Genomic DNA, 25,018 nt, shown 5'->3' with positions numbered 1-25,018 from the left:
ATTCGTTAGAATTCGATTTCGTCGTCCCACCTCCGCACAGTTGAGTAGGGCTGTAAAAGCTGATGAAATCAGCGTAGTAGAGCCCACTCAACCACTGCGTCTTGCTCGACAATCCAAAAATAATTGAGAGGCTAGGACTTTTGTCCTAGCCTCTTTTTATTCTTGAGGAGCTTTGGGCAGTTCCATACGGAAGCGTAAGCCCATAGCCGTTTTATCAAATTGGTAGGCCAGTTCTTCATGGTCTAGCAAGTGTTGGACCACGAAGAGTCCCAAGCCGCCTTCCTTCTTCTGACGGCTAGCAGTCATTGGCATTTCAGCGGTCTCTACCATTTCCTGGCTGGTATTTTCAACCGCCAAGTGCGTCCCTTCCTCTTCGAGCCGGAGCTGGATCTCTCCACCGGCATCCGAATGCTTAACGGCATTACTAATGACATTTGAGAGGACCAATTTCAGAATGGCTGGGTCCATATAAACTCCTTTGTCAGGGATTTGATTGTCAATCGTGAGCGCGCGAGATTGAGCCAAGACCTTGTACTGGTCGAGGATCTGCTCTAAGACCTGATTCAGCTGGATCCACTCCTTGTCTCCAGCCAATTCTTGGACAGAGGACAGGGACAGGATTTCTAGGACGATCTGGTTCATCTCATCGACGATATCGAGGGAGACCGACAGGTAGCGGTCCCGATCCTTGTAGCGGCCGATCTTATCCCGCATATTTTCTAGGATAATCTTCAAGCTGGCTAGAGGCGTCTTGAGCTCATGCGAGGCTCCCCGTAGGAATTCCACCTTCATCTGCTCCAACTTCAGATTTTCCTGTTTCTGCTGCTCTAGATTGTCGATCACTTCTAGGAGATGGTGATAAAGGTCGTTGATCTGTTGCTTAAGAACGCCAATCTCATCCTGCGAATGAATGGGAAGACTGGCTGTCCGATCCAAGCGCTTCATCCGCTTGGTCATCTGCTTGATCTCAAGGATCGGAGCAGAAATCAGGCGGGCATAGAGATAGGAGGCAAGGAGTGACAGAACAAAGGAAGCCAGAAGACTATAGGGAAGAAAGCCCAGACTGATGTCCCGCGCTTCCTTTTGGGAATCGACAGTTGCTAAGAATTGCAAGGTCAAGTCCTTCCCCTCTTTTGTCTGGATTTTTCGCTCTTCAATGACTAGGGAATTATTCTGGCTGTCAGGGTTCACGAGCAAGTCATCCTTGACCTCTAGGGCATTTTGTTTTTCCTTGTCCTTGATCGAGACCTTGATATCATTGGTCTTGGAATATAGGTCGATGACCGACTCAATGGTTCCTTCTTCTTGACCTTGGAAACTCTTGGACAGGGCCTGTGATTTCTTCAAAATCGTCTGGCGCTGGGACTCGATATAGGTCGACGGGAAAATAAAGTAAACCGAAGCGTGTAGAAGGATGACTAAGCCACTAAAAAGGGCAAAGGTGATCAGAAAAATCTTTGCAAAGATACTCCGTTTGGTCATGGTCTCTCCAATTTATAGCCGACATTGCGCACCGTAACGATACAGTCCAGCTCTAGTTTTTTTCGTAGTTCCTTGATATAGACATCAATCACCCGGTCAAAAGGAATCTCCTCCGTCTCCTTCCAGACGGCATCGAGGATCTGAGAGCGGGTCCGGGCCTTGCCTTCATGCTGGAGCAAGTATTCCAAGATTTCCAACTCCTTGGCATTCATGGAGATGGCTTGCCCAGCTAGGCTGGCTGTATAGCTCTCAAAATCCACCCGTGCCTCTCCATAGGTGAAGACCCGGGAAGGCTGGAGCTTTTTAAAAATAGCTTCGATGCGGACCTTCAAGAGGGACAAGGAGAAGGGTTTTTCCAGATAGCCATCCGCCAACTCTCCAAAAGCCGTCAACTTATAGTCCTCGTCATGGAAGGCCGTCAGCATGAGGACAGGGACTGAGCTGGTCTTCCGGATGGTCTTGAGCACTTCCAAGCCATTGAGGATAGGGAGCTGGATATCCAGCAAGACCAGATCTGGCGCTTCTCTGTGAAAGAGGTCCAGGGCCTCCTGCCCATCGCCTGCTTCAAAGACCTCATAGCCACATTCCATGAGATAGTCGCTCATCCCTTCGCGAATCAGGACTTCATCTTCTACGATTAGTATCTTCATACACTTTCCTTTATCTAAGAACTTCTTCTACCTCCTATTATACCCTATTTCTATTTTAGGAAACAATCTCTTATTCGACATCCACCAAGAGTTCCTTTGGTTTCTTATGCAAGAGCCATTGTGAAGAAAGGATGGATACCAGGATCAAGAGCAACCCACCGACCAAGACAATCACCAACAATTGGCTCGGTTGGATATCCATATGGATATCAGTCAGGGTCTTACTGAAGCTTTCTGCCTCAGCTCCTCCACCAAGGTTGGCTGCAGAGGATTCTTGAGCCATTTGTTTAGCAATGCCACTGGTTACGTTCTTAAGCACCGTATCTCCGACTCCTTTGGCAAGAAGACCTGCGACTCCATAGGAGAGGAGGAAGGCTGGGATGGAAATCATGATTAATTCTGCCACGAATTGCCCCGCAATCTGCACCTTGGAGAGTCCTAGAGCCAGCAAGATACCAACTTCTCTGCGACGGGCATTGAGCCACAAGACGAGGAGAAGGGTGAGAAGCAAGCTAGCAAAGATGAGGCTACCGATAAACAAGTAGTTCGCCACTTGGAACATACTGCTGATCGATTTTTGCAAGGCTGGGTAGTTAGAAGAGCTCTTGACTAGGTCATAGTAATTCCATGGGATATCCAAGGCTTTGATTTTTTCGATTAATTTATCGAGGTCTTGATCCCCTTTGGCAAAGAAGGTCGCATCCTCATAAGTAGCTGTTTGAACAGTATTGCCATAGAGCTTGGCAGCTGTATCTAGGTCAGAAATGAGGGTATCTTCATACAATTCTTGGGCGTAAGTTAGAGGAGCTTGGTTCTTCCCTGAGAACAGACCTTTAATGGTTACTTCGACAGTTTCATTAGCCCCTTTTTCATTGTCAGCATCATAGAGATTGGACTTGAGGCGCACCTTATCGCCCACCTTGAGACCATTCTTTTTCGCCAAATCTTCGTGCATGAGGATTTGGTTTTTGTCCTTGTCTGTCAGGTGCTCTCCTTGGACCAGCTTGTAGGCTCCAGAGACAAACTTATCTTCTTTAGAAGAGTCATTGACCCCTGTCACCATCAAGGTATTCTTAAAGTGCTTGGCCCGCTCTGGAGATTGATTTTGCAGGGTTTCTTCAGTCTCAATAATCTCGTGGTCTAGGATATCTGCGATGGCATTGATCCGCTTGATGGAGGAGGTGATCCCCTCTACCTGGCTGATTTTTTCGATATCTTCTCCTCTGATATTCCCAGCTCCCCGAGGGGTTCCTGGATTGGTCCTGCGGTTGATCTGCATGGAGAAGCTATTGGTGATGGATCCCAGGCTTTCCGATGAAGCTTGTTGGGTCGCTCCTTTCATAGAGAGTCCGATCAAGCTCAAGGTCCCCATGAGGAGAATGATGGCAAAGAGCAAGAGAGACTTGGGCCATTTACGTGTGATATAAGCAAAAGCATTTCGCAACATAGCATTCCCTCCTTACTTGCTCTTCTCAACGAGGCTACGGCGACTCAATTCCAAGACCACATCGGAGGCCTCTGCCACTTCCTTACTGTGGGTGACGACAATGACACATTTTTGGCGTTCCTTGGCCAACTTCTTCAAAATGGCAATAATGTCACCGGCTGTCTGTTCATCTAAGTTTCCTGTCGGCTCATCTGCCAAGATGACAGGTGCTTCTGAAACGAGCGCACGCGCAATGGCCACCCGCTGTTGTTGTCCTCCAGATAATTGCAGGACATTGCGTTTGATTTGCGTTTCGTCCAATCCCAATTCCAAGAGAATCTCTTTCCCAGCCTGTTTGTTAACCAGACGGACATTTTCCAGTGGCGTCAAATAATCGATTAGATTGTAATTCTGGAAGACCAGGGAGACATGGTGCTTGCGGTGGTAGCTAGACCCTTTGGTCTGGATGTCCTCCCCATCAAAGAGAACCTGACCCTTCTTGGGGTTGTCCAGACCAGCCAAGAGGGAGAGGAGGGTTGATTTCCCAGTTCCTGACTGACCAATAATACTGTAAAATGTCCCATTTTCGAACTGATAGTTCACATTTGAGAGGATATCTTCACTATAGCTTTGGTAACTATAGGCTACATTCTTGAGTTCTAACATATGTGTCATTTCTCCTTAACTCATTTTTGTTAATATTTCTTTTGGGGTCTTGCGCCAGATCATGCTAGTCGTTACACCGAGCGACAGAAGGATCAAGCACAAGAGGCTAGCATAGGCGATTCCTAAGGAAAGGCCTTGAGGGACTTGGTTGAGCAAGTCTAGGGTCTGCTGTTGACCCGTCTGTCCGACAAACTGCTCTAAGAAACGATGGCTGACCATCCGCCCGATGAGAAAGGCTGGGATCACTGCTAGTAAGGATACCAGCACCACTTCCAAAAGGAACTGTCTAAAGATCCGGCCCTTGCTCTTCCCAATGGATAAAAGCACCCCGATTTCATGGATCCGCTCCCGTGTCCAGAGACTGAGTAAGAGCGATAGGGCACCGGCTCCCGTCACCAGGAGGACGATCATCATGATCCGCACCAGGCCTTCTAGGGTCTGAGAGGATTCCTTCATCTGGTCAAAGGCCTTGCGATCTTCGACCAAACGTAGAGACTGCCAATCCAGATCCAAGCTTTTAACTTGCTTCAAGAGGGCATCGATTTTCTCAGGATCTTTGACGCCAAAGGTGACCTGGGTCACTTCTTGCTGACTGAGACCTAGGAGCTTGGTCGCATCCTCATAAGGGAGGTAGACTTGGTTTTCACTCAGATCTGAGGTCATCCCTGTGAATTTTTCCTGTTTCTTACCCGAAAAGATGCCAACGATTTTAAAGGTTTGCTCTTTGGCAGGAGTCTCTCCCATCTGAAAGCTGGATAAGGTCAAGGAATCTCCGACCTTTAGCTTGTTCTTCTTAGCCAACTCTTGGTGGATCAAGATCTGGCCGCGAGCCTTGTCGGATAAGTGCTTGCCTTGCACCAGTTGGAAACTACCACTGCGGAAATCCAGGTGCTGGTCTGTCTTCTGGGTAAAGACAGCACCTAGCGCTTGCTTGGCTTCCTGACCCAAATCGTCTCGCTCCACCGACTGCTGCCCCGTCACCGCTTCTTTACCAAGAATGCGAACGGGACTTTCATATTGAGGAACCATGCCTCCCACCCCAGCTAGTCGCTGCACCTTTTCAGCCTCTTTCAGCGCAAAGGGAGTATTCCCCTGCTTACTGGTCAGGGCAAAACTGGTCCCAGCCGACTGTTTGATATGTTCCTCCAGCCTTCCTCCTACTTGCATCAGTGAAAAACAGAAATATAAGCAAGAGAGGATCAAGAGGAGAATCAGAAAGAGAACCAGATTCCTCGTTCTTTTTCGAGTAATATAGGCAATTGCCTGTTGTAAGAGCATGAACTCACCCTCCATTTCAAAGCCCATAGCAATGCAAAATGGGCGCTTTCATCATTTGTTATAGTTATTATAGAAAAGAAATGTGAAATGTTTATGAAATAGAAAAAAAACTCCCCCAGAAAAATCTGGAAGAGCCTTAGCAAGGGGTGGATGAAAAAGTTTAATATGAAAAAGGTCGATAAAAATTAAGAATCAAAAAGTTTTAATTTATTCGATCAAGTTTTTGTCTTTAGACATGTATGTGGGAAGTATTCCCCCCTTGCTCTAGTGTAGAACATTTATCTACTTCCTATATTTTAACGCATCTTTGTTACAAAATAAAGGAATTTGTATTGCATTTTTGTTCCAAATATCGAACAGGCAGGTTACTTCAAAATACCAACTATCTATCCACCTACTTCAAAGGTTATTCTTCCCGTGATTTCACTATATGTGAACAAAAACCCACACCTCAAATAACTGCTATAATCCCCATCGGATTGATCTTAGTTTCTTCAATAAAGGAAACCGACCTGTAGAAAAGACCGGCTTCAGCCAAATTTATTTCACAAACTTTCGTAATATATATAAATATGCATCCTTCTGCCACAAAGAAAAGATTAGAATAATCAGTTCATCCAATGATCGATTGAGGATTGGAGACTTGCCAACCTCTTTGAGCTAGTAAGACGTTTAGCCAAACCGCCTGATAGCGGTTGGCGTCAAATGATTAGAAGCATAGCCTCAATCAAGCACACAGATTACGACAGAAAATAAAGAAGGCCGATAATGCCTTCTTTGTTTTCTTAGTAAGATGATTAGGTAGGCCGCAACAAAGCGGCTACCGTCCAATGATTCGGTGCTTTAGCACCAATCATTGGTATCAGATTACATCATCCCACCCATCATGCTTGGATCCATAGCCGGTGCTGCTGGAGCTGGTTCTGGTTTGTTGGCTACCACTGCTTCGGTCGTCAAGATAAGGCTCGCTACGGAAGCCGCATTTTGAAGGGCTGAACGGCTCACCTTCACTGGGTCGATAATTCCTGCTTCAATCATGTTGACCCATTCACCTGTTGCAGCATTGAAGCCTGTTCCGACTTCTGCATGTTTCAAGCGATCGATGACGATTGACCCTTCATATCCTGCATTGTGGGCGATTTGGCGTACAGGCTCTTCCAAGGCGCGAAGCACGATGTTGCGTCCTGTCGCTTCGTCCCCTTCCAATTCAAGGGTTTCAACTGCAGAAATAACATTGGCAAGGGCCGTACCACCACCGGCAACAATTCCTTCTTCAACCGCTGCGCGTGTCGCATTGAGGGCGTCTTCGATGCGGAGTTTCATTTCTTTCAACTCCGTTTCAGTTGCAGCTCCGACCTTGATGACTGCAACGCCACCAGACAATTTGGCCAAGCGTTCTTGGAGTTTTTCACGGTCAAATTCTGACGTTGTGGTTTCAATTTGTGATTTGATCACGGCCACACGGTTAGCGATAGCTTCAGGATTTCCTGCACCTTCTACAATGACTGTGCTATCTTTGTCCACTGTCACTTTACTTGCTTGACCGAGCGCCTCGATGGTCGCATCTTTCAACTCAAGACCGAGATCTTCTGTGATAACAGTACCACCTGTCAAGATCGCGATGTCTTCTAGCATAGCTTTGCGACGGTCTCCAAATCCAGGAGCCTTAACAGCTACGACATTGAAGGTTCCACGAATCTTGTTCAAGACAAGCGTTGGGAGAGCTTCTCCATCCACATCATCCGCAATAATCAAGAGCGGACGGTTGCTTTGAAGGATACTTTCAAGCAATGGCAGGATTTCCTGGATGTTTGACACCTTCTTGTCGGTGATCAAGATATAAGGATTTTCAAGGTCTGCCACCATTTTTTCATTATCAGTGACCATGTATTGAGAGAGGTAACCACGGTCAAACTGCATTCCTTCAACGACTTCCAACTCTGTTTCCATTCCACGAGATTCTTCAATCGTGATCACTCCGTCGTTGCCCACTTTTTCCATGGCTTCTGAGATGTATTCACCGACTTTTTCAGAGCGAGAAGAGACAGCCGCAACCTGGGCGATAGCTTCTTTATTAGCAACTGGAATGGCATTGTTTTTCAAGGCTTCAACAGCTGTTGCAACCGCTGCTTCAATCCCACGACGGATACCGATTGGATTCGCACCTGCTGTAACGTTCTTGATCCCTTCACGGACGATGGCTTGGGTCAAGACAGTCGCAGTGGTTGTTCCGTCTCCAGCGATATCATTGGTCTTCGAAGCAACTTCTGATACCAATTTGGCACCCATATTTTCGAAGTGGTCTTCCAATTCGATTTCTTTGGCGATGGTCACCCCATCATTGGTGATCAATGGTGACCCAAATGATTTTTCAAGGACCACATTGCGACCTTTTGGTCCCAAGGTCACTTTCACAGTATCTGCTAGGATATCCACCCCACGGACCATGGCTGCACGAGCATCTGATGAAAATTTAATTTCTTTTGACATACATCTTTCTCCTTTCTGATTCTTTAGGCTTCAACAATGGCAAGAATACTTGCAGTCCCAACAATCGTGTACTTCTCATCGCCGTCTTTCACATCAACGCCTGCATGATTTTCCACCAAGACCGTATCACCGACTTTGACACTTGGTGCTACCAACTCGCCACTGAGGGTCCGAACTCCCTCACCTACAGCGATGACTTCTGCTGTTTTGGTTTCAGCTTGACTTGCTCCTGCGATGACAAAGCCACCGACTGTTTGCTCTTTTTCTTCTACTTTCAAGACCACGCGGTCTCCTAATGGTTTTAACATGTCATTCCTCCGTTCTTGTATTTTAGCACTCTTCAACATCGAGTGCTAACTCATGTTTCTATTGTATCACTTGGTCAAAAATAGTCAAGAAAAAAACACCTCAATCTCTTCGAAGTGTTTTCGATTTCTAGCCAACCAAATTTAGTTTTTGTTGGTAAGCTTGGATGACTTTTTGTAAGTTGGCTCGACCACGATACATCCCATACCCCACTAGCAACATCCCTGCTATTCCAATCAGGGCGACCAAGCTACCTAAGATCAAAAATAGGAGGGAAGTCTTGTGAAAGAAATAAATCAGCAGTCCACCAATACTGGCCATGAGAAAGAGCACACTAAACCAGCGACCCAAGTTTTCCAACATATGGCGTTGGTAGCGAATTTCCGTCTCATACCCTTTTATTAATTCTTGTCTGGTGTGCATAGATGCCTCCTTCAATAAAAATTGAGAATGAAGTATTCGTAAAGGAGGTCACGTACTTCATTCTCAATGCTCCGGTTGCAATAAACTGTTTCCAGTTTTCTCTTAGTATTTGAGACCTGGATCAAAGATTCCAAGAGCTACCCCAGCTAAGGCGATGATGACTAAGAGAAGCATGACCTTGTTTGGTGAGACTTTCTTCTTCGCCATGAGCCACCAGCAAAGCGTGATAAAGGCAGCAGTCAAGAGACCTGGATAGACGCCATCAATCTTTTCTTGGATTTTAAGGAAGGCTTCTCCGTCAGCATTTTTGAATTCGAGGGCTGTTGTAACAGAGACCCAAGTCGCTGCTACGGCACCGATGACCATACCACCGACCACACTAATCGCTTTACGAAGGGCTTGTCCTTTTGGTCCTACAAGGAATTCAACAGCCTTGTCCCCTAAGTGATACCCTTTGAAGAAGGCGAAACGCATGCCTAAGTAGACCAAGAGGTTCCAAACGACGATATAGAAGAGAGCCCCTGCAATGTTTCCGCCTTTAGAAAGACCAAGGGCAATCCCGAGAAGTACAGGGATTAAGGTCCCAACAACCAAGGAGTCCCCAATCCCAGCGATTGGACCCATCAAACCAGCACGCATCCCGTTGATGGTTTCGCCATCTACTGCTTCTCCATTGGCACGCGCTTCTTCCAAACCAGCTGTAATCCCTACAACAAGAGATCCTAGTTGGGGCTCAGTGTTGAAGAAGGCTGTATAGGTTTGCATGGCTTCTTTTTGTTCTTCTTTGGAATCATACATTTCTTCCACGATTGGAAGCATCGAAGTCAAATACCCAAAGGTTTGCATGTGTTCTTGAGAGAAACAGGTCAAGTGACCATAATACCAATGATGGAATGCTTTGGTTAGCGTTTTCTTTGAAATTTTCTTTTTATCAGCCATCTTAGATATCCTCCTCATCATCGTCAAAGTCATTTGCTCCAGCAGGGACGACTTTCATTGTTTTAATCACTTCAAGTTCATAGTAGATCACTGCAAAAATCAATGAAACTACCGCACTCGCTACCAAGTTCAAGCCAAGAGATTTTGCCAAGGTAAATCCAACAAAGAATGGAATGAAGTCTCTCACTTCTGTAACGATTTGCTTCAAGAGGATGGCAATACCGACACATGGAAGAAGGGCACCGACTGTAAAGAGGGCTTTCATCCAGTAACCATCCATTGGAAGGTATTGTTTCATCAAATCCACCATGTTTTCACCGTATTTGGTGATAATCATCGTTGGAAGGAAGGAGAAGAGGAAGTGAGAAATCCATGGGTAAACCCAGTCAACTTCGTAGAGTTTTTTGAAGTTTCCTTCTTCAACGGCTTTCCAACCGATATGTTGCCAAAGCAAGTTCATGGTTGCAGTACCGTAGAAAAGAACGGTACCGATAGTCCCAACGGCTGCACCGATTGGGGCTGCTGCCGCTGCAATTGCTGCCTCACCAGTAATATTGTTGGCATGAACAAATAAGATGGAAAGAGGAATTCCGATATAAGAAATAGCCCGTACATCGGCAGATACAGTTCCACCAGGTGTTACCAAAGCGATATAAACGACCTGAAGGGCAACCCCGACCATGATACCGGTTGTCACATCTCCAAGGATTAACCCTGAGATCAACCCACCAACTAGGGGACGACCAAGTGTATAGTTCCCGATACTGGAACCACCCATACCAGGCATTGAAGACAAGCTGGCGAAAATACCAAGCAAGATTGCTTGAATCCATGAAATTGTCATAACAAACGCTCCTTTTGTTTGTAAGTATAGTTTAGTGACGAAGAGCTAGGATACTCCCCTCTCTAGAATCCGAATTTTGATTTAAAATCATCCCAGTAACCGATGGATACATCTGGAAGCAACTGGAATTTCACCTTGTAGCCTGCAGCCTGAATGGCTTCGATGGCTTCTGCTTCTTCCTGGGTGATGGATTGGTTATTTCCCAATTTCACAGCACCCGGACGGTCATTTGCAGGACCGACAATGATTTCTTTGACATCGCCTGGGACAAACCCTTGGTCTACCAAAATTTCTTTCATATCGATGGGGTTCTTAGTAATCAAGAAATAGCGAGTTTCTGATTCCGTTACTTTTGCAGATTTTTCTTTGAAAGCTTCCTTGGTCCAGACAAAGGTTTTTTTATCTGAAGCCCCTTTATAGGCTTGGATCAAGACCTTATTAGAAGCTGCTGCGTCGTTGACAGCGATCAAGCCATCACAAGGCTTTTCTTTAGCCCATCGAGTTACTGTTTGACCGTGGATCATACGGTCGTCAATCCGTACAAATGATACTACCATTTTCTAACCTCCCTTAGTTAAATATCATCATCTTCTTCATCGTCACCCTCTACCGGGGCAAGGGCAAATTCTTGCAAGGCAGTGGAAGCTTCGGATAAAATCACCTGGGCTAAATCAGCCCCCTCCATCATGTCCTTCATCACAACTGCTGTCAACGCCATGGTCAAGTTCATTCCACCTAAGATCAAGGCTGTACTCAGCTTTCCTTGCTCCTCTAGCACTGTCGCTGCCGTTGTCAAAGGACTGCCACCTACAATGTCTGCTAGAACTAAGACAGAGTCCTCATCTGTTAAATGGGAAATCGCCTGACGAAAATCATGAGCAAAATCATCTACCGATTTGCCTTCTTTCAGTCCGACCGCAATCACCTGATCTATCTTATCCCCAGCAAACATTGCCAGCGAACTTTTCAGACCTTCTGCCAGTCCACCATGACTGACCAATACCAGATACTTCATCCTTTCTCCTCCTTTATGATGACCTTATTGTATTGTTTTTGAAAGCGTTTTACTATTGTCATTTGTCACAAAGAAAAGTTGACATCTGTCAATAAAAAAATGACATCTGTCACTTGACAGATGCCTAGTTGCTCTTAACGAAACTTCTCCCGAAGCATTTCCTCAATAATCTTTTGAATTTGAGGCAATTGATTATCAATATCCTTTGCTTTTAGAGCATTATAAATCAAATAATCCAATCGATCCCAGATATCATCGGGTAGGTTGCCAGGAGTACTTAGGACAGCCTTTTTCATAATCTGGTCCAGGGTCCGATTCGTCAAGGAATCAACCCCGAAATCATCCGCTTTAAGAAGGTCCCGACTTTCCGAACTATTGACCACCGAAGGGAGGACAGAGGTCCCCTGCGACTGCCGGAAGAGGTCCTGCTGGACCTGCTGGTCCTGGGTCAAAAATTCCATGAATTCCTTGGCCTCCTTGCTAGCACTGGCCCGAGAAGACAGAGCAAACAAGGACGTATCCACTAAGGTTGACGGAGTTGATCCAGAAGCCCCGGGCATAGGGATACAGGTCCAAGTGAAATTTGAATATTTGGCAACATGATAGGGATAAGGTTTATAAGTTCGGTACTGGGCCAAGGTCATCGGATAAAAAGCGACCTTGCCTTCATCAAAATCCTTAGAAGTAACATTGAAATTCCCATGAAGGGCTTCGAGTTTTTCGACAAAATAGAGCGAGCGCTTCATTTCTTTACTCGTCAGATTAATGTTATCCTGACGGAAAAGCTGGCCACCATGAGCTGCCAAGGCCTCCCTCCAGGTATAATCTGTACTTCCAAACTGATCTAGCTCACCATCTCCATCTGTATCCCGCGTCACTTTTTGACAAATCGTATAAAATTCCTCCAAAGTCCACCCCTCTTTCGGAATAGCAATCCCTTCCTTTTCCAATAAATCTTTATTGACACACATCAAAACAGGATTGCTCTCAAATGGGAGGGCATACTGACGGTTCTTGTATTTACCTGCTTCTAGGGCAACTGGATAAAAATGAGAAGGATCGACCTGTTTGTCCATCAAGGGTGTCAAATCTTCTACCGCCCCACGCGCAGCTAACACCGGGAGCTCAGTACTGGATACCATATATAGATCTGGCTCCTGTCCATGGAGGATCTGATTGGCTAACCAGCTCGCATACTGATTCTTCGGAATCCCGCTTTCGTAGACAATCTTTACCCCTGGATGCGTTTTTTCGAAACGAGCAATCGCTTGGTCCAAGACTTTTTCTTCCGTTTGGGTGGGCACATCCCAGCTAGATCCAGCGTAGACCCCCAAGCGGACAAGCTTAGGCTGACGCTGCCACCAAATCCCTCCAGCAAGTAGAAAAAGCAAAAGCAAGCCTAGAAACAATCTGGAGCCTCGAATCTTACGTTTTTTCTTCATCGGCTATCACTTTCTGTTCCAAAGTCCTTAGTGGTCACACCTTTTTGAACAGACCAAATAGCCAACTGGGTCCGATCCCGCAAGTTCAACTTAGACAAAATGGTTGATAGGTAATTCCGAATCGTTCCCTCAGATAGGAACAATTTGGCTGCGATTTCCTTATTAGACTCCCCAAAACCAACCTGCTGGATGATCCGCCATTCGGTCAGGGATAAGTCGCTCACATATTCTTCAGAAACGGAGATTGTATAATTGCTCTGAGCCATCTGAGAAAAAATCTGAAAAACCTTACTGGCAATATTGGGGTTAATCATGGCTCCCCCATGATAGACAATTTGAATGGCTTGGTAGAGTTCCTCTGTGGAAGCCCCTTTGAGCAAATACCCTGAAGCTCCATATTTCAGAGCCCGAAAGATGAAATCATCATCGTCGAAGGTGGTTAGAATGATGATTTTTACCTCAGGGAAGCGTTCCTTGACTTCTTTTGTCGCCATCACACCATCCATCTTAGGCATACGAATATCCATCAATACAACATCTGGTCGATCTTGGGGGATTCGCTCTAGCACCTCATGACCATCTGCCACTGCAGAAGTCACCTGAATATCTTGATGAGCAGACAAAATAATTTGGAGCGATTCGCGAATCAGCGCTTGATCATCCGCAATCATTACTTTGATCATAAAAGATTTCCTCCTTTTTCTTTGGGCAATTCAATTCGTGTATAAAATCCATTTCGATTGGCAAATTCGATCCTTCCTCCCAAGATAGAAACCCGCTCTCGCATTTGTTTCAAACCATAGCCAACCTGCAGGTGGTCAAAACCAACCCCATTATCTTGGAGAATCATGATATAGGCATCTTCCACCAAAAAGGAAATCTGCATATGGCTAGCATGACCGTGGCGGACAGAATTGGTCATGGATTCCTGAATCACGCGAAAGACGGTATCCTCCACCATGACATCCAGATCAACCTCATCCCAGTCATAGGTGAGATCGACTTGCAGGTGGGAGATGACTTGGTATTCGTGAACCAATTTCAAAACCGCATCCCTCAAGGTATGATCCTCTAGGGCACCTGGCCGAAGCTTGTTCAAAGAGCCCCGGACGTCCTTGATTCCATCCCGTACCACCGTAGAGACCGATTGCAGCTGGGTCTTGGCACGACCAGGGTCAATATCAATCAGAACCCCAACTGCATCAATCCCAGCAGAAATGCCTGTCAAGGCATGGCCTAGAGTATCATGAATTTCCCGTGCTATCCGCTTGCGCTCCCGGTCCTCCGCAATCTTTTCCGAAAGGGCCATGTAGCTATTTAATTCCGTATTAACTTGCGATACCATTTCTAACTCTTTTTCGATTCGATGGTGCTCTGCTACTACCGATAAAATGTAAAAGAGAAGAGAAATAATAAAGACAACCATATTTAAGGAAGCTAGCGCATTTTTAGCAAATAGAATAAGCATCCGAATCGATGAAGGATAAAAGGCGATATAGGTATCCAGCGAAGGCAACTGTACAACGAGAGAGAGAATGTCATAATTGGTCACAAGGAGGACTATGAAACTCAGAAGGATAAAGGCAAACCAGTAGCGCCTGTCCTTGGAACTACTAAACTCTTTAGAACCATAAAAGATATCAGCAAATACCAAGAGGATGATCCCATTGTAGGAGAAGCTGAGGGACATCATGACACCTAACATCAGCAATATTTCTAGGATATTCCACTTGTCAAAAACCGACCACTCCTGTGTCCCTGGGCGCATCCGATAAAAGGTAATGAGAAGAATCCCTCCAAAGAGAAGGATGGAGATCCAAAAATTCTGAGCTGGGGAACTCGGTATTTCTCTCAATTGCTCCAACAATTGATAGCCTTGCCCCTTGGCGATGATGTAATTGGTCGCATGTAAGTAGAGCGAACTACTAAATAAAATGGCGATGAAATTAATAATTTTCAATAAAATCAAACTATAACGAATGCCACGAAGCTTGGTCATTACTGCCACCCGTTGACATCGTATCGGTCAACATTATCCTTATCAATCATCTCAACTGGAATCTTATATTGCTCCTTGTAGGATTTACCTGTCCTCATGCACTCAATCACTTGCATCACCTGTCTCCCCATTTTAAGAGGAGATTGGGCAACCGTCCCTTCGATATCATCCGTCGTTGAGAGCAATACCTTCATATCTGGAGAGCCATCGATTCCATAGATAGAAATCGGCATGGCTAGTTGGTTTTCCTTGATTGCCGCAAGGGCTCCGATGGCCGCTCGATCATTTAAGGCTACGACGGTATCAAATACCAGACCATCCTGAATGACCTGGGAAACAGCTGGCAAGGCCAATTCTGTTTGACCACGAGTCTCTTCTCTCCCAACAACCTGATAGGCAGGCTCCGACTGAATCGTATCTAAGAACCCTTGAATACGTTGCTCAGCCGACACTGTCCCCTTATGCTCTAAGAGTAGGATTTTCGCCCCATTTTTCTGCTTCATCAGGCGCTGGGCGACCAAGACCCCTGCCTGGTAATTATCCGACACCACACTGGCATCCACCGTGAAATGGCTGAGCTGACTATCCACTGCAATGATTTTAATCCCTGCTTGTTGGGCTCTCTTCAGGGAAGCAATGATTTTAGGACTATCTCCTTTTACAGGATTAATCACAATCACATTGACCTTTTGTTTACGAAAATAATCAATCTGTTGACTTTGTTTTTCTTCGTCTAACTCTGGATTACGAACTAGAAGCAAGTCCCCTTTTTCGTCAGCCACTCGTTCAATCTCTGCATTAAGCGTTTGATAGAATTCATTGTTCATGGTCATGTAAGTCACGCCAATCCGCATTTGACCAGGAACAGGCTTTAGTTGACTAGCATTCAAGTAGATGACCACTACCACAAAAATCAGGCTCCAAAATATCGCATAAATCATCGCTCGATTCCGTTTCTTTTGAACGATTTCCTCTTCTAATTCCATCTCTTCTCCTCTTAAAAACGGATTATTTTGCTACATCAAACATTTTCGTTCGCATTTAATACCTTTTATTATAGCATTTTTTACCAAGAGCTTGAAGGTCTCTCGGAAATGAATGCGTTTTACGTCTCTATCTAGATAATAACTTCTCCCTACAACTTCAGTAAGAAGTTTCGAAAAAGAAAAAACGACACAGCTGACCAGCTGCACCGTTTTCTTCTGTTAAAATGGAAGCTCTTCCTCTTCGAGGATCAGATCCGCTAAATCTCCTCCTGCTCCATTAGCCCGCATCGCTCGTTGAGCGCGACTTTCTAAGAGCTGGAATCCTTGACAGAGCACTTCTGTCACATATTGGGTCGTCCCATTCTTCTCATAACGTCTGGTTCGAAGCTCGCCATCTACTGAGAGCAAGCTCCCCTTGTTGGCATAGGATACAAGGGTCTCTGCTAATTTCCCCCAGACCACTAGGGTGATAAAGTCCGCCTCACGCTCGCCATTTTGATCCTTGTAACGCCGATTGACAGCCAGGGTCGCACGCGCAACGGACTTATCCGTACTGGTCTTATGAAGCTCCGGGTCAGCCACAAGGCGCCCGATTAAAATTACTTTATTGTACATATTTCTTCCTCCTACTTATATAATTCGTAGTTTTCTAGCTATTTGAGGAAAAAATAAAAAAAAGAGAGTGGGACAGAAATCGGTAATTCGTTAGAATTCGATTTCGTCGTCCCACCTCCGCACAGTTGAGTAGGGCTGTAAAAACTGATGAAATCAGCGTAGTAGAGCCCACTCAACCACTGCGTCTTGCTCGACAATCCAAAGACAATTGAGGGGCCGGATTTCTGTCCCACTCTCTTATCCTTGCCAGTGACGAGCGGGGTCAAATGGAGTTCCCACCTCTTCTGTATCCTGCAATTCAATAATACCACGTTTTTGTGGTGCATTTGGCAAGTGCAATTCGCGTGGGCTACACATCATGCCAAAGCTCTTTTCTCCACGAAGGGCTCCTGGGAAAATCAAGCTGCCATCTGGCATCATCGCACCTGGTAGAGCCACGATTGTCTTGAGGCCTTCACGCGCATTTGGTGCACCTGCTACGATCTGAACCGTCTTGTCTAGTCCAACAGCCACTTGGCAGATGTTGAGGTGGTCACTATCTGGATGAGCAACCATTTCAACGATTTGCCCCACGACAAACTTAGGCTCCTTGTCATTAACCAAGACCTCTGCAAATCCTTCAGCTTGTAATTCTTGATTGAGGCGTGCAACTTGCTCATCACTCAAGAAAAGTTGCCCCTTGCCGTCAAGGGCAAAGAAAGTCGAAGCCTCAAAAATATTCCAGGCCACTGTTTCTTGCTTGTCTTCACGGTAGACACGGGCTACTTTGCCTTTGCGCTCGACTGCTAACTTGGCATCCCCACTATTTTTCAAGGTGAGCATTAAGACATCACCGACTTGTTCTTTATTATAGGTTACAATCATTCTTTCTCTTTCTCCTACTTCAATCCTGCTAAAAATTCTGAAATCTGAGCCTTGGTTTTGCGATCACGATTGACGAAACGCCCCAGTTCCCGATCCTTGTCTAGGACCACTAAACTCGGAATGCCATAGATATCCCAAAGCTTAGCCAGGTCTAGATACTGGTCTCGGTCAACCAAAATGAAGGTAAATTCAGGGTTTTCTGCTTCAATCTCTGGCAAAAAGGGCTGGATATACCGGCAATCGCCACACCAATCCGCTGAAAAGAAGAAAACCTTCTTTCCTTCTTGCTCGACGTAGCGGGCTAATTCCTCTAAGGACTGTGGAATGATCATAGTTTTTCCTCTTCATACTGAAGGAGACCCTCTTCATAGACAAAGCGATAGTGGCGCTCATCCTCAAATACGATCCCTCCTACCAAACGCTCTTCGCTTGATTCATAGAGTTCCACATAAAGGGTCGCAATCTTCCCCATATTCTCCATTTGCTCACGGACTTCTGCGACTAACTCTTCTTGCGTCCGTAGACGTTTTTGATCTTTGGCAATTTTATAGGCCCCAAGGGCAAGAGCACTTGCACTAGCTGCTGCAAGGCTGGATAAAATGATTTTTTTAGCTTTCATACCTCATATTGTAACACAAAATACAAGCTGGGACAACGAAGGAGAATAGTTCTCCCCATCATGACGATCTGCTTTCATTCCCGTCAACTGCCACTACCATCTCAACTAAAAAAGTGATAAAATAACAATCAGAAAGAAGGTAACTTATGACTGATTTATTTTCTAAAATCAAAGAAGTAACAGAACTTCCTGCCATCTCTGGCCACGAAGCGCCTGTTCGCGATTATCTACGCAAACAGATCACTCCACATGTGGATGAAGTGGTCACAGACGGCTTGGGAAGTATTTTTGGGGTATGCCACTCAGAAGTGGCTGATGCTCCTCGCATCATGGTCGCAGGCCATATGGATGAAGTTGGCTTTATGGTCAGTGAGATCAAGGCAGACGGCACCTTCCGCGTGGTGGAAATCGGTGGTTGGAACCCTATGGTGGTCAGCAGCCAACGTTTCACCCTTTTGACCCGCGATGGCCATTCCTACCCTGTCATTTCTGGATCTGTTCCTCCGCATTTGACACGGGGCGCAAACGGTCCTGCCCTTCCCGCAATCGGAGATATTGTCTTTGATGGTGGCTTTGCCAACAAAGAAGAAGCTGAGAGCTTTGGGATCCGTCCAGGTGACACCTTGGTCCCTGAAAGCACTGCAATCTTAACAGCCAATCAGAAAAACATCATTTCCAAAGCTTGGGACAACCGTTATGGGGTCTTGATGGTCAGCGAATTGGCACAAGCCCTCTCTGGACAAGCCCTAGCAAACGAGCTCTATGTCGGAGCAACTGTCCAAGAAGAAGTCGGACTGCGCGGTGCAGGGACTTCTGTGACCAAGTTTGATCCGGAAATCTTCCTAGCTGTTGACTGTTCTCCCGCTGCAGATGTCTACGGAGGCCAAGGAGCCATCGGCGAGGGAACCCTCCTTCGCATCTTTGACCCAGGTCACCTCATGTTGCCAAATATGAAGGACTTCCTCCTCACCACCGCTGAAGAAGCCGGCATCAAGTACCAATACTACTGTGGAAAAGGCGGAACGGATGCTGGAGTAGCCCACTTACGAAGCGGTGGAGTGCCATCTACTACCATCGGAGTCTGCGCACGCTACATCCACTCCCACCAGACCCTTTACGCTATGGATGACTTCCTTCAAGCCCAAGCCTTCCTTCAAGCCTTGGTCAAAAAATTGGATCGTTCAACCGTTGATTTAATTAAGAATTATTAATATTTTTCCAAAATAATTCTTTTAAACCCCCATTTTGGGGTTTTTTTGATATAATACTGAATGAATATTGCAACGGGTGTTCTTTTGCACTCCCCTTTCCCTATGTGAAAGGCGGAGCACCGCTAAAGATCACCCTCGCTTCTTTATTGGAGGTTTAAATGAAGAAACAAGCTTTTAGTTCCGAAAAGTATTTGAATTTGCAACGCGATCACATCCTCGAACGCATCAACCAATTTGATGGCAAGCTCTACCTAGAGTTTGGAGGAAAAATGTTGGAAGATTTCCATGCAGCTCGTGTCCTTCCTGGTTATGAACCAGATAACAAAATTAAGCTTCTCCAAGAACTTCGTGACCAAGTGGAGATTGTGATTGCTATTAATGCCAATAACATTGAGCATTCAAAAGCGCGTGGTGACCTAGGAATCTCTTATGACCAAGAGGTCTTCCGCTTGATTGATAAATTCAATGAATTGGGCATCTATGTCGGCTCTGTCGTCATCACTCAATATGCTGGTCAACCAGCTGCAGACCTTTTCCGCAAACAGTTGGAAAAGAACGGTATCGCCTCTTACCTCCACTACCCAATCAAGGGCTACCCAACGGATATGGACCACATCATTTCTCCTGAGGGAATGGGGAAAAACGACTACATTCAAACTAGCCGTAATCTCGTTGTCGTGACAGCTCCTGGTCCTGGTTCTGGTAAATTGGCGACTTGTATGTCCAACATGTACCATGACCAATTAAATGGCATCAAATCTGGTTATGCTAAATTTGAAACCTTCCCAGTTTGGAACCTGCCTTTGCATCACCCAGTGAATTTGGCCTATGAAGCTGCTACTGCAGACCTTGACGATGTCAATATGATTGACCCATTCCACCTCCAAACCTATGGCGAAACAACGGTCAACTACAACCGGGATATCGAAATCTTCCCTGTCTTGAAGCGGATGTTGGAACGCATCCTTGGAGAATCTCCTTACGCTTCCCCAACAGATATGGGTGTGAACATGGTCGGCTTTGCCATCGTGGACAATGACGCAGCGATTGAAGCCTCTAAGCAAGAAATTATCCGCCGTTACTACCAAACCATTCTAGATGTGAAGGCAGAGCGTGTCGGAAACGGAGCTATTAAGAAAATTGAACTCTTGATGAATGACTTAGGCATTTCACCAAAAGACCGCCAAGTCACCGTCCTTGCCCGTCAAAAAGAGGAAGAAACCGGTGAACCTGCCTTGGCACTGGAATTGCCGAACGGAGAAACCGTGACAGGTAAGACTTCTGACTTATTTGGTCCAACGGCAGCTGTTCTCATCAACGCCATCAAGAAATTGGCCCATATTGATAAAGAAACCAAGTTGATTGAGCCAGAATATGTGAAACCAATCCAAGGCTTGAAGATCAACCACTTGGGCAGTCGCAACCCTCGCCTCCACTCAAATGAAATCCTCATCGCCCTCGCCATTACCGCCATGAACCATCCAGAGGCAAATCTTGCCATGCAAGAATTAGGTCGATTGAAAGGGAGCGAAGCCCATTCAACAGTCATGTTGACAGACGAAGATAAGAACGTTCTTCGCAAACTGGGCATTCATGTGACCATGGATCCAGTTTACCAATACGATCGCTTGTACCGCAAATAAAGAAAGGCAAGGCTAGACCGTTGGTCCTAGCTCCATATACAAAAAATCCCCTGAGTGCCTGAACCAGTTGGCACCCAGGGGATTTTTCATAGTTTAATTGGATGGAGAGTTACCTCTCCTTAAAAAGATAGAGGCCCACAATCAGTATCGGGACAAGGAGAAGGGGATACGCTTCTTTTGGCAGTAAGTCCGTTTCCAAACTCAACCAAAGGAAAAAAACAGCCAAGACAATCGCGATCAACCATTTTACAAGATAAGATTTCATGACGCCCACCTACCCCTAATCTATTTATGCATAGTATACTCCTGCTCAGTCAACCTGTCAAGGTAAAAAAGGTAGTTGACCTAAGGGTCAACTACCTTATGTTTCTTTCACAGCCTCCCACAGTTGTCGGATCTGTTTTCTTTGGACAGGATCCACAAAGTAAGGAGCAATTTCATTCAAGGATTCTAGGACAAATGCCCGTTCTGCCACATACGGATGAGGGAGAATCAAATCTGGACTATAGAGGATCAAATCCTCCATATAAAGGAGATCCAAATCGATGACCCGTGGTCCCCATTTGATCTCACGAATCCGGCCCATTTCTAGTTCGATTCCTAGCAAGGTCTCAATCAAGTCTTGGGGCGTAAACCAAGTTTCGACCTCTACGACTTGGTTGAGGAAGCTATCCTGCTCGACCCCTCCCCAAGGTGCTGTCTCAATCTGAGAAGAGGTTTGGAGAATCGTAAGCCCCTTTTCTTCTAGTCTAGATACAGCCGTCTCCAACTGTTGTCCCTTATCGCCCATATTGGTTCCCAGACCAATAAAGGCTCGTCTTTTTTCTCGTTCAATCGTGACCGAACAAGTATCCAAAGGTAGAGGAACTGGCGCCCAAGGTTTTTTCAGCTCCAGTCGAGCCTTTTTGACAAAGTCATAGGTTGCAAAAATCTTCTCCACAAGCTGAAAAGCTACTGTCTCAATCAAATCAATTTTCTCAGCTTGAACCCAATTTGTCAGTTGCTCTGCTAAGATTCCATAATGGATTGAAGCCGTCAAATCGCCCGTCCGAGCAGACTTTGTCATCTCATAATCGACACAGACATCCAGGACAAAGCGTTGCCCCAATTCCTTTTCAGCGGAAAACACACCATGATAAGCATAAATTTCCAAATCTTTGATCCGTAATTGATCCACCATCGTCACCTCAGTTTATCTAGGGATTAGTGTCCCATTAGTTTATAGGCTTCGTTTTTCAGGTCTTTATCTGTCTCTAACAAGCCACGCGCTGCTGTCGTTACAGTAGCTGTCCCTGGTTTGCGTACCCCACGCATGTTCATGCACATGTGCTCTGCTTCCACCCAGACAAGGGCTCCCTGCGCTCCCAGATACTCCATCAAGGCATCCGCGATTTCCACTGTCAAGCGCTCCTGGATTTGAGGCTTTTTGGCGTACACTTCCACTGTCCGAGCTAGCTTAGAGAGGCCCGCTACGCGCCCATTTGGGATATAGGCAATGTGGACCTTGCCATAGAAGGGCAAGAAATGGTGTTCACACATCGAGTGGAAGAAGATATCCTTTTCTACCACCATATTGTTGTCCACAATCTCAAAAGATTTTGATAGGTGGACTTCCGCAGTTTGGTTGAGACCTGCAAAAATCTCTTGGTACATCTTGGCAATGCGTTCTGGTGTTTCTTGCAAGCCCTCACGGCTTCCGTCTTCACCGACTGCGTCGATAATCATCTTCACGGCTTCTTGAATTTTCTTTGTATCCATGTTATCTCCTACTGATTTCTTCGATTAGAAAGGCTCTCACCTGAGCCAAAAAGTACAAGGATCCCGTCACTAAGAGGAGATCAGATTGTTGCAATTTTCTTTCTAGATATTGGGTTAAAAACACCTTCCATTCTTGATAAGGCAGGCCTTTTTGATGGGCTATTTCCTGCATGTCTCTCACGGAATAGGCGCGTGAATCCTCAAAGGTCGTCAAGGTTAATTGACTCTTTTCCAATCCGCTCCATAGTTCTAGCATCTCCTCAATCGCCTTAGTCTGGATACAGGTAAACAAGACTTGTTTGTCCAACTGTCCATACCGTTCTTTTATGGTGGCTACAAGAGGGGCTACTGCATGCGGATTATGGGCGCCATCTAGAATGATGAGGGGCTGGGTCGAAATAACCTCTAGGCGTCCCGGCCACTGGACCCCTTCCCAAGCTTGGAGGATTTCTTCTCGGCTTAAGAAAGAGAGCCCCTTTTCTTGACAGAAGGTATCGCAGAGAGCCAGGGCCAGTCCAGCATTGTCGACTTGATGAAGTCCCAAGAGCCCTGTCTTTAGTTGCATTTCTTCCCGATACTGGCTCTGATAGCCAAAAACTTCCCCGTCTGCCAGTGACTCTTGGTAGCTAACTAAAAAGTCCTGACCTAACAGCTCTACTGGTGCCGATAAGCAGTTCGCCCGCTGCACAATGACTTCTTGGGCTTCCAGTTCCATCCGGCCTAGCAAGACCGGAATCTTTTCCTTGATGATTCCCGCCTTCTCTTGAGCAATGGAGGCCAAATCCGGCCCTAAGAGAGCCACATGGTCCAAGCCAATCGTCGTGATGGCTGTCAAAATAGGCTGACAAACATTGGTACTATCGAGACGACCACCCATGCCCACTTCCAAAATGACCACATCCGGCTTTTCTGCTGCAAAATAATCAAAAGCCAGGACGGTCAGCAACTCGAACTCGGTCAAGCCCAGCAAGGTCTGATCAGAACTGTTTTTTGCAAGTAAGTCCTGATAGAGGGACAGATAAGTTTCTAAATCCTGATCTGAGATGGGAAGCCCATTAATACTGATTTGCTCATGAAAGGAAACTAGATAGGGGGAGGAGAAAACACCAACCCGCAACCCTTTCGCCTCTAGTAAAGACCGTAAATGGGCTAGGGTCGATCCTTTTCCATTGGTCCCAGCTAGATGGATTACAGGACAGGCTAAGTGTGGGTTTCCCCTCAAGGCCAGCAGGGCTTCCATTCGCTCCAAGCCAAAATGGGGCTCGGAAGAACGATAAGTAGCTAACCAACTGAGATCTACTGTCATATCTCTTCTCTTTTCTTTAGCGATATTGTTTCAAATGAAGGTCCTGCGCTTGATCGGCTTGGTAGATCGCACTACCGATAGCTACCGCCATCTTATGGAGGGGGATATCATGCACACGCACAATTTCTACCCCTTGGCTGGCAGCCACACTCGTCAAATGACTGGATGCCAAATCCCGATTGTAGAATCCTTCTTTCGTTTCAGGGTCAGTCTCAAATCCCTCTTCTTCCAGAATATTAACCACAAAGCGCTTCCGAGAGACTCCTAAAAAGATTGGATACCCCTTAGCATGAATGGTTTTTAAGTCCTGCAAAAGTTGGAGGTTTTCCCGCTTGGTCAAGCCAAAACCAATCCCAGGATCTAAGAAGAGTTGATCCGGACTCAATCCCGCCTCCTCTGCTAGCTCAAGGCTCTTAGCAAAGAAGGTCCACATGCAGTCTTGGATAGAGAGACCTTCAAACTGCGCCAACTCCTCTGATGAAAAGGCCGGCTCAAAACCAAAGGTCGGAAAAATGACGGAACTTGGATGATGAGGACGAGCCATGACTGGATTAAACATAAGAATGGCTCCAGCCTGAGCTTCTGCAATCACCCCAGCCATTTGCGGATCTCCTAGCAGGCCTGTGATATCATTGACCAAGTCTGCGCCAGCTGCTAGGGCTGCACGAGCGACCTCTGACTTCCAAGTATCAACCGAAATCAAGATATCACTCTCTGCTCGAATCGCTTCAATGACGGGCACGACTCGCTGGATTTCTTCCTGAATTTCCACAAAATGACTCCCTGGACGTGTGGACTCCCCACCAATATCCAGTATGCTTGCCCCTTCTGCTATTAACTTTCGAGCTTGCTCGAGAGCTCTATCTACCGTTTGGTAACGCCCCCCATCTGAAAAGGAGTCGGGGGTGACATTGAGGATGCCACATAGAAGTGTCCTATCCTTGCCTAGTTGTCTCCATTCACTCTTTGACATATCTTCCTTCATCTTTCTACAGAAATGCCAACCAAGCATAGAAAAGAGGTTAGAATCTTTCCAACCTCCGAGTTTGTCTCTAT

Annotated in this window: 26 protein-coding genes and 1 pseudogene; 3 read left to right on the top strand and 24 right to left on the bottom strand. The window is 46.0% G+C overall.

The window, feature by feature from the left end:
* Window positions 1-156 precede the first annotated feature (156 nt).
* The 15 genes from I2D56_RS09115 to I2D56_RS09940 form a co-directional block, all read right to left on the bottom strand.
* The gene (locus tag I2D56_RS09115) at window positions 157-1,482 is read right to left on the bottom strand and encodes a sensor histidine kinase (RefSeq protein ID WP_129270357.1); all 1,326 of its coding nucleotides are present in this window, start codon (window positions 1,480-1,482) and stop codon (window positions 157-159) included.
* Window positions 1,479-2,132 (bottom strand): response regulator transcription factor, encoded by a 654-nt coding sequence (locus tag I2D56_RS09110; protein ID WP_009731294.1) that lies wholly within the window; start codon window positions 2,130-2,132, stop codon window positions 1,479-1,481. Before I2D56_RS09110 ends, I2D56_RS09115 begins: the two co-directional genes overlap by 4 nt.
* A gap of 70 nt (window positions 2,133-2,202) precedes the next feature.
* Window positions 2,203-3,579 carry an ABC transporter permease gene (locus I2D56_RS09105; RefSeq protein WP_048690534.1) on the bottom strand — a complete coding sequence of 459 codons (1,377 nt, stop codon included), beginning with the start codon at window positions 3,577-3,579 and terminating at the stop codon, window positions 2,203-2,205.
* Window positions 3,580-3,591: 12 nt separating this feature from the next.
* On the bottom strand, window positions 3,592-4,224 hold the full coding sequence (locus tag I2D56_RS09100) for an ABC transporter ATP-binding protein (RefSeq protein WP_009731296.1): 633 nt from the start codon (window positions 4,222-4,224) through the stop codon (window positions 3,592-3,594).
* Window positions 4,225-4,239: 15 nt separating this feature from the next.
* Entirely contained in the window at window positions 4,240-5,502 is a 1,263-nt protein-coding gene (locus tag I2D56_RS09095; protein WP_195348406.1) for an ABC transporter permease, read from the bottom strand.
* Between the two features lie 867 nt (window positions 5,503-6,369).
* A complete protein-coding gene (groL, locus tag I2D56_RS09090; protein WP_120701336.1) occupies window positions 6,370-7,992 on the bottom strand; it encodes a chaperonin GroEL in 1,623 nt (540 codons plus the stop codon).
* Window positions 7,993-8,015: 23 nt separating this feature from the next.
* On the bottom strand, window positions 8,016-8,300 hold the full coding sequence (gene groES / locus I2D56_RS09085; protein WP_048690539.1) for a co-chaperone GroES: 285 nt from the start codon (window positions 8,298-8,300) through the stop codon (window positions 8,016-8,018).
* A gap of 127 nt (window positions 8,301-8,427) precedes the next feature.
* Window positions 8,428-8,721 carry a hypothetical protein gene (locus I2D56_RS09080; protein ID WP_048690545.1) on the bottom strand — a complete coding sequence of 98 codons (294 nt, stop codon included), beginning with the start codon at window positions 8,719-8,721 and terminating at the stop codon, window positions 8,428-8,430.
* A 102-nt stretch (window positions 8,722-8,823) separates the two neighbouring features.
* Window positions 8,824-9,678, bottom strand: coding sequence for a PTS system mannose/fructose/sorbose family transporter subunit IID (locus tag I2D56_RS09075; RefSeq protein ID WP_042361448.1), 855 nt, complete (start codon window positions 9,676-9,678; stop codon window positions 8,824-8,826).
* On the bottom strand, window positions 9,662-10,504 hold the full coding sequence (locus tag I2D56_RS09070) for a PTS mannose/fructose/sorbose/N-acetylgalactosamine transporter subunit IIC (RefSeq protein ID WP_195348405.1): 843 nt from the start codon (window positions 10,502-10,504) through the stop codon (window positions 9,662-9,664). The genes I2D56_RS09075 and I2D56_RS09070 overlap by 17 nt, the downstream gene beginning before the upstream one ends.
* A gap of 62 nt (window positions 10,505-10,566) precedes the next feature.
* Window positions 10,567-11,061: a PTS system mannose/fructose/N-acetylgalactosamine-transporter subunit IIB gene (locus I2D56_RS09065; protein WP_006595112.1), complete on the bottom strand. Its 495-nt coding sequence runs from the start codon at window positions 11,059-11,061 to the stop codon at window positions 10,567-10,569.
* A gap of 17 nt (window positions 11,062-11,078) precedes the next feature.
* Entirely contained in the window at window positions 11,079-11,519 is a 441-nt protein-coding gene (locus tag I2D56_RS09060; RefSeq protein WP_006595113.1) for a PTS sugar transporter subunit IIA, read from the bottom strand.
* A 134-nt stretch (window positions 11,520-11,653) separates the two neighbouring features.
* Window positions 11,654-12,961: an ABC transporter substrate-binding protein gene (locus tag I2D56_RS09055; protein ID WP_006595114.1), complete on the bottom strand. Its 1,308-nt coding sequence runs from the start codon at window positions 12,959-12,961 to the stop codon at window positions 11,654-11,656.
* Window positions 12,958-13,644, bottom strand: a complete 687-nt coding sequence (locus I2D56_RS09050; RefSeq protein ID WP_006595115.1) for a response regulator transcription factor — start codon at window positions 13,642-13,644, stop codon at window positions 12,958-12,960. The genes I2D56_RS09055 and I2D56_RS09050 overlap by 4 nt, the downstream gene beginning before the upstream one ends.
* Complete coding sequence (locus I2D56_RS09940; protein ID WP_350019127.1) at window positions 13,641-14,225, bottom strand: sensor histidine kinase; 585 nt, start codon at window positions 14,223-14,225, stop codon at window positions 13,641-13,643. Before I2D56_RS09940 ends, I2D56_RS09050 begins: the two co-directional genes overlap by 4 nt.
* On the opposite strand from I2D56_RS09940, the pseudogene I2D56_RS09935 reads away from it, so the two are divergent.
* A pseudogene (locus I2D56_RS09935) lies at window positions 14,180-14,293 on the top strand (hypothetical protein); the annotation flags it as partial. The gene I2D56_RS09940 and the pseudogene I2D56_RS09935 sit on opposite strands and share 46 nt — an antisense overlap.
* Before the next feature lie 666 nt (window positions 14,294-14,959).
* On the opposite strand, the gene I2D56_RS09040 reads toward I2D56_RS09935, so the two are convergent.
* From I2D56_RS09040 to I2D56_RS09020, 5 genes are all read right to left on the bottom strand, one after another.
* Window positions 14,960-15,946 carry a substrate-binding domain-containing protein gene (locus I2D56_RS09040; protein ID WP_006595117.1) on the bottom strand — a complete coding sequence of 329 codons (987 nt, stop codon included), beginning with the start codon at window positions 15,944-15,946 and terminating at the stop codon, window positions 14,960-14,962.
* A gap of 219 nt (window positions 15,947-16,165) precedes the next feature.
* Window positions 16,166-16,561, bottom strand: coding sequence for a single-stranded DNA-binding protein (locus I2D56_RS09035; protein WP_006595118.1), 396 nt, complete (start codon window positions 16,559-16,561; stop codon window positions 16,166-16,168).
* A gap of 237 nt (window positions 16,562-16,798) precedes the next feature.
* A complete protein-coding gene (ytpR, locus tag I2D56_RS09030; protein WP_006595119.1) occupies window positions 16,799-17,425 on the bottom strand; it encodes a YtpR family tRNA-binding protein in 627 nt (208 codons plus the stop codon).
* A 14-nt stretch (window positions 17,426-17,439) separates the two neighbouring features.
* Entirely contained in the window at window positions 17,440-17,757 is a 318-nt protein-coding gene (locus I2D56_RS09025) for a thioredoxin family protein (RefSeq protein ID WP_006595120.1), read from the bottom strand.
* A complete protein-coding gene (locus tag I2D56_RS09020; RefSeq protein WP_006595121.1) occupies window positions 17,754-18,044 on the bottom strand; it encodes a DUF4651 domain-containing protein in 291 nt (96 codons plus the stop codon). Before I2D56_RS09020 ends, I2D56_RS09025 begins: the two co-directional genes overlap by 4 nt.
* Window positions 18,045-18,190: 146 nt before the next feature.
* Between I2D56_RS09020 and pepA the strand changes: the two genes are divergently transcribed.
* Together pepA and I2D56_RS09010 are read left to right on the top strand one after the other, a co-directional pair.
* Complete coding sequence (pepA, locus tag I2D56_RS09015) at window positions 18,191-19,255, top strand: glutamyl aminopeptidase (RefSeq protein WP_006595122.1); 1,065 nt, start codon at window positions 18,191-18,193, stop codon at window positions 19,253-19,255.
* A 158-nt stretch (window positions 19,256-19,413) separates the two neighbouring features.
* Window positions 19,414-20,898, top strand: a complete 1,485-nt coding sequence (locus tag I2D56_RS09010; RefSeq protein ID WP_006595123.1) for a DUF1846 domain-containing protein — start codon at window positions 19,414-19,416, stop codon at window positions 20,896-20,898.
* 361 nt (window positions 20,899-21,259) lie between these two features.
* Here the strand turns inward: I2D56_RS09010 and folK are convergent, their stop codons facing one another.
* The 4 genes from folK to folP are packed head-to-tail and all read right to left on the bottom strand — an operon-like array spanning window position 21,260 to window position 24,935.
* Window positions 21,260-22,075, bottom strand: coding sequence for a 2-amino-4-hydroxy-6-hydroxymethyldihydropteridine diphosphokinase (gene folK / locus I2D56_RS09005; protein WP_040803178.1), 816 nt, complete (start codon window positions 22,073-22,075; stop codon window positions 21,260-21,262).
* A 26-nt stretch (window positions 22,076-22,101) separates the two neighbouring features.
* Window positions 22,102-22,656: a GTP cyclohydrolase I FolE gene (folE, locus tag I2D56_RS09000; RefSeq protein ID WP_006595126.1), complete on the bottom strand. Its 555-nt coding sequence runs from the start codon at window positions 22,654-22,656 to the stop codon at window positions 22,102-22,104.
* Window position 22,657: 1 nt separating this feature from the next.
* The gene (locus tag I2D56_RS08995) at window positions 22,658-23,962 is read right to left on the bottom strand and encodes a bifunctional folylpolyglutamate synthase/dihydrofolate synthase (protein ID WP_006595127.1); all 1,305 of its coding nucleotides are present in this window, start codon (window positions 23,960-23,962) and stop codon (window positions 22,658-22,660) included.
* A gap of 16 nt (window positions 23,963-23,978) precedes the next feature.
* Complete coding sequence (gene folP, locus I2D56_RS08990) at window positions 23,979-24,935, bottom strand: dihydropteroate synthase (RefSeq protein ID WP_023022082.1); 957 nt, start codon at window positions 24,933-24,935, stop codon at window positions 23,979-23,981.
* Window positions 24,936-25,018 lie beyond the last annotated feature (83 nt).

The organism is Streptococcus australis (genome assembly GCF_015553625.1).
Taxonomy (GTDB): Bacteria; Bacillota; Bacilli; order Lactobacillales; family Streptococcaceae; genus Streptococcus; species Streptococcus australis_B.
Note: the sequence above shows the minus strand (reverse complement) of the source record. Positions and strands in the feature narration are given on the sequence as shown.

What these genes read in the sequence shown, in the direction of transcription:
- I2D56_RS09035 (WP_006595118.1), bottom strand. Translation starts at nt 16,561, where the DNA reads ATGTACAATAAAGTAATTTTAATCGGGCGCCTTGTGGCTGACCCGGAG.
- I2D56_RS09115 (WP_129270357.1), bottom strand. Translation starts at nt 1,482, where the DNA reads ATGACCAAACGGAGTATCTTTGCAAAGATTTTTCTGATCACCTTTGCC.
- groL (WP_120701336.1), bottom strand. Translation starts at nt 7,992, where the DNA reads ATGTCAAAAGAAATTAAATTTTCATCAGATGCTCGTGCAGCCATGGTC.
- I2D56_RS09025 (WP_006595120.1), bottom strand. Translation starts at nt 17,757, where the DNA reads ATGATCATTCCACAGTCCTTAGAGGAATTAGCCCGCTACGTCGAGCAA.
- ytpR (WP_006595119.1), bottom strand. Translation starts at nt 17,425, where the DNA reads ATGATTGTAACCTATAATAAAGAACAAGTCGGTGATGTCTTAATGCTC.
- I2D56_RS09055 (WP_006595114.1), bottom strand. Translation starts at nt 12,961, where the DNA reads ATGAAGAAAAAACGTAAGATTCGAGGCTCCAGATTGTTTCTAGGCTTG.
- I2D56_RS09100 (WP_009731296.1), bottom strand. Translation starts at nt 4,224, where the DNA reads ATGTTAGAACTCAAGAATGTAGCCTATAGTTACCAAAGCTATAGTGAA.
- I2D56_RS09010 (WP_006595123.1), top strand. Translation starts at nt 19,414, where the DNA reads ATGAAGAAACAAGCTTTTAGTTCCGAAAAGTATTTGAATTTGCAACGC.
- I2D56_RS09080 (WP_048690545.1), bottom strand. Translation starts at nt 8,721, where the DNA reads ATGCACACCAGACAAGAATTAATAAAAGGGTATGAGACGGAAATTCGC.
- I2D56_RS09095 (WP_195348406.1), bottom strand. Translation starts at nt 5,502, where the DNA reads ATGCTCTTACAACAGGCAATTGCCTATATTACTCGAAAAAGAACGAGG.
- I2D56_RS09070 (WP_195348405.1), bottom strand. Translation starts at nt 10,504, where the DNA reads ATGACAATTTCATGGATTCAAGCAATCTTGCTTGGTATTTTCGCCAGC.
- folP (WP_023022082.1), bottom strand. Translation starts at nt 24,935, where the DNA reads ATGTCAAAGAGTGAATGGAGACAACTAGGCAAGGATAGGACACTTCTA.
- I2D56_RS09060 (WP_006595113.1), bottom strand. Translation starts at nt 11,519, where the DNA reads ATGAAGTATCTGGTATTGGTCAGTCATGGTGGACTGGCAGAAGGTCTG.
- I2D56_RS09110 (WP_009731294.1), bottom strand. Translation starts at nt 2,132, where the DNA reads ATGAAGATACTAATCGTAGAAGATGAAGTCCTGATTCGCGAAGGGATG.
- I2D56_RS09040 (WP_006595117.1), bottom strand. Translation starts at nt 15,946, where the DNA reads ATGGAATTAGAAGAGGAAATCGTTCAAAAGAAACGGAATCGAGCGATG.
- I2D56_RS09050 (WP_006595115.1), bottom strand. Translation starts at nt 13,644, where the DNA reads ATGATCAAAGTAATGATTGCGGATGATCAAGCGCTGATTCGCGAATCG.
- I2D56_RS09075 (WP_042361448.1), bottom strand. Translation starts at nt 9,678, where the DNA reads ATGAGGAGGATATCTAAGATGGCTGATAAAAAGAAAATTTCAAAGAAA.
- I2D56_RS09020 (WP_006595121.1), bottom strand. Translation starts at nt 18,044, where the DNA reads ATGAAAGCTAAAAAAATCATTTTATCCAGCCTTGCAGCAGCTAGTGCA.
- I2D56_RS08995 (WP_006595127.1), bottom strand. Translation starts at nt 23,962, where the DNA reads ATGACAGTAGATCTCAGTTGGTTAGCTACTTATCGTTCTTCCGAGCCC.
- folE (WP_006595126.1), bottom strand. Translation starts at nt 22,656, where the DNA reads ATGGATACAAAGAAAATTCAAGAAGCCGTGAAGATGATTATCGACGCA.
- groES (WP_048690539.1), bottom strand. Translation starts at nt 8,300, where the DNA reads ATGTTAAAACCATTAGGAGACCGCGTGGTCTTGAAAGTAGAAGAAAAA.
- I2D56_RS09065 (WP_006595112.1), bottom strand. Translation starts at nt 11,061, where the DNA reads ATGGTAGTATCATTTGTACGGATTGACGACCGTATGATCCACGGTCAA.
- pepA (WP_006595122.1), top strand. Translation starts at nt 18,191, where the DNA reads ATGACTGATTTATTTTCTAAAATCAAAGAAGTAACAGAACTTCCTGCC.
- I2D56_RS09105 (WP_048690534.1), bottom strand. Translation starts at nt 3,579, where the DNA reads ATGTTGCGAAATGCTTTTGCTTATATCACACGTAAATGGCCCAAGTCT.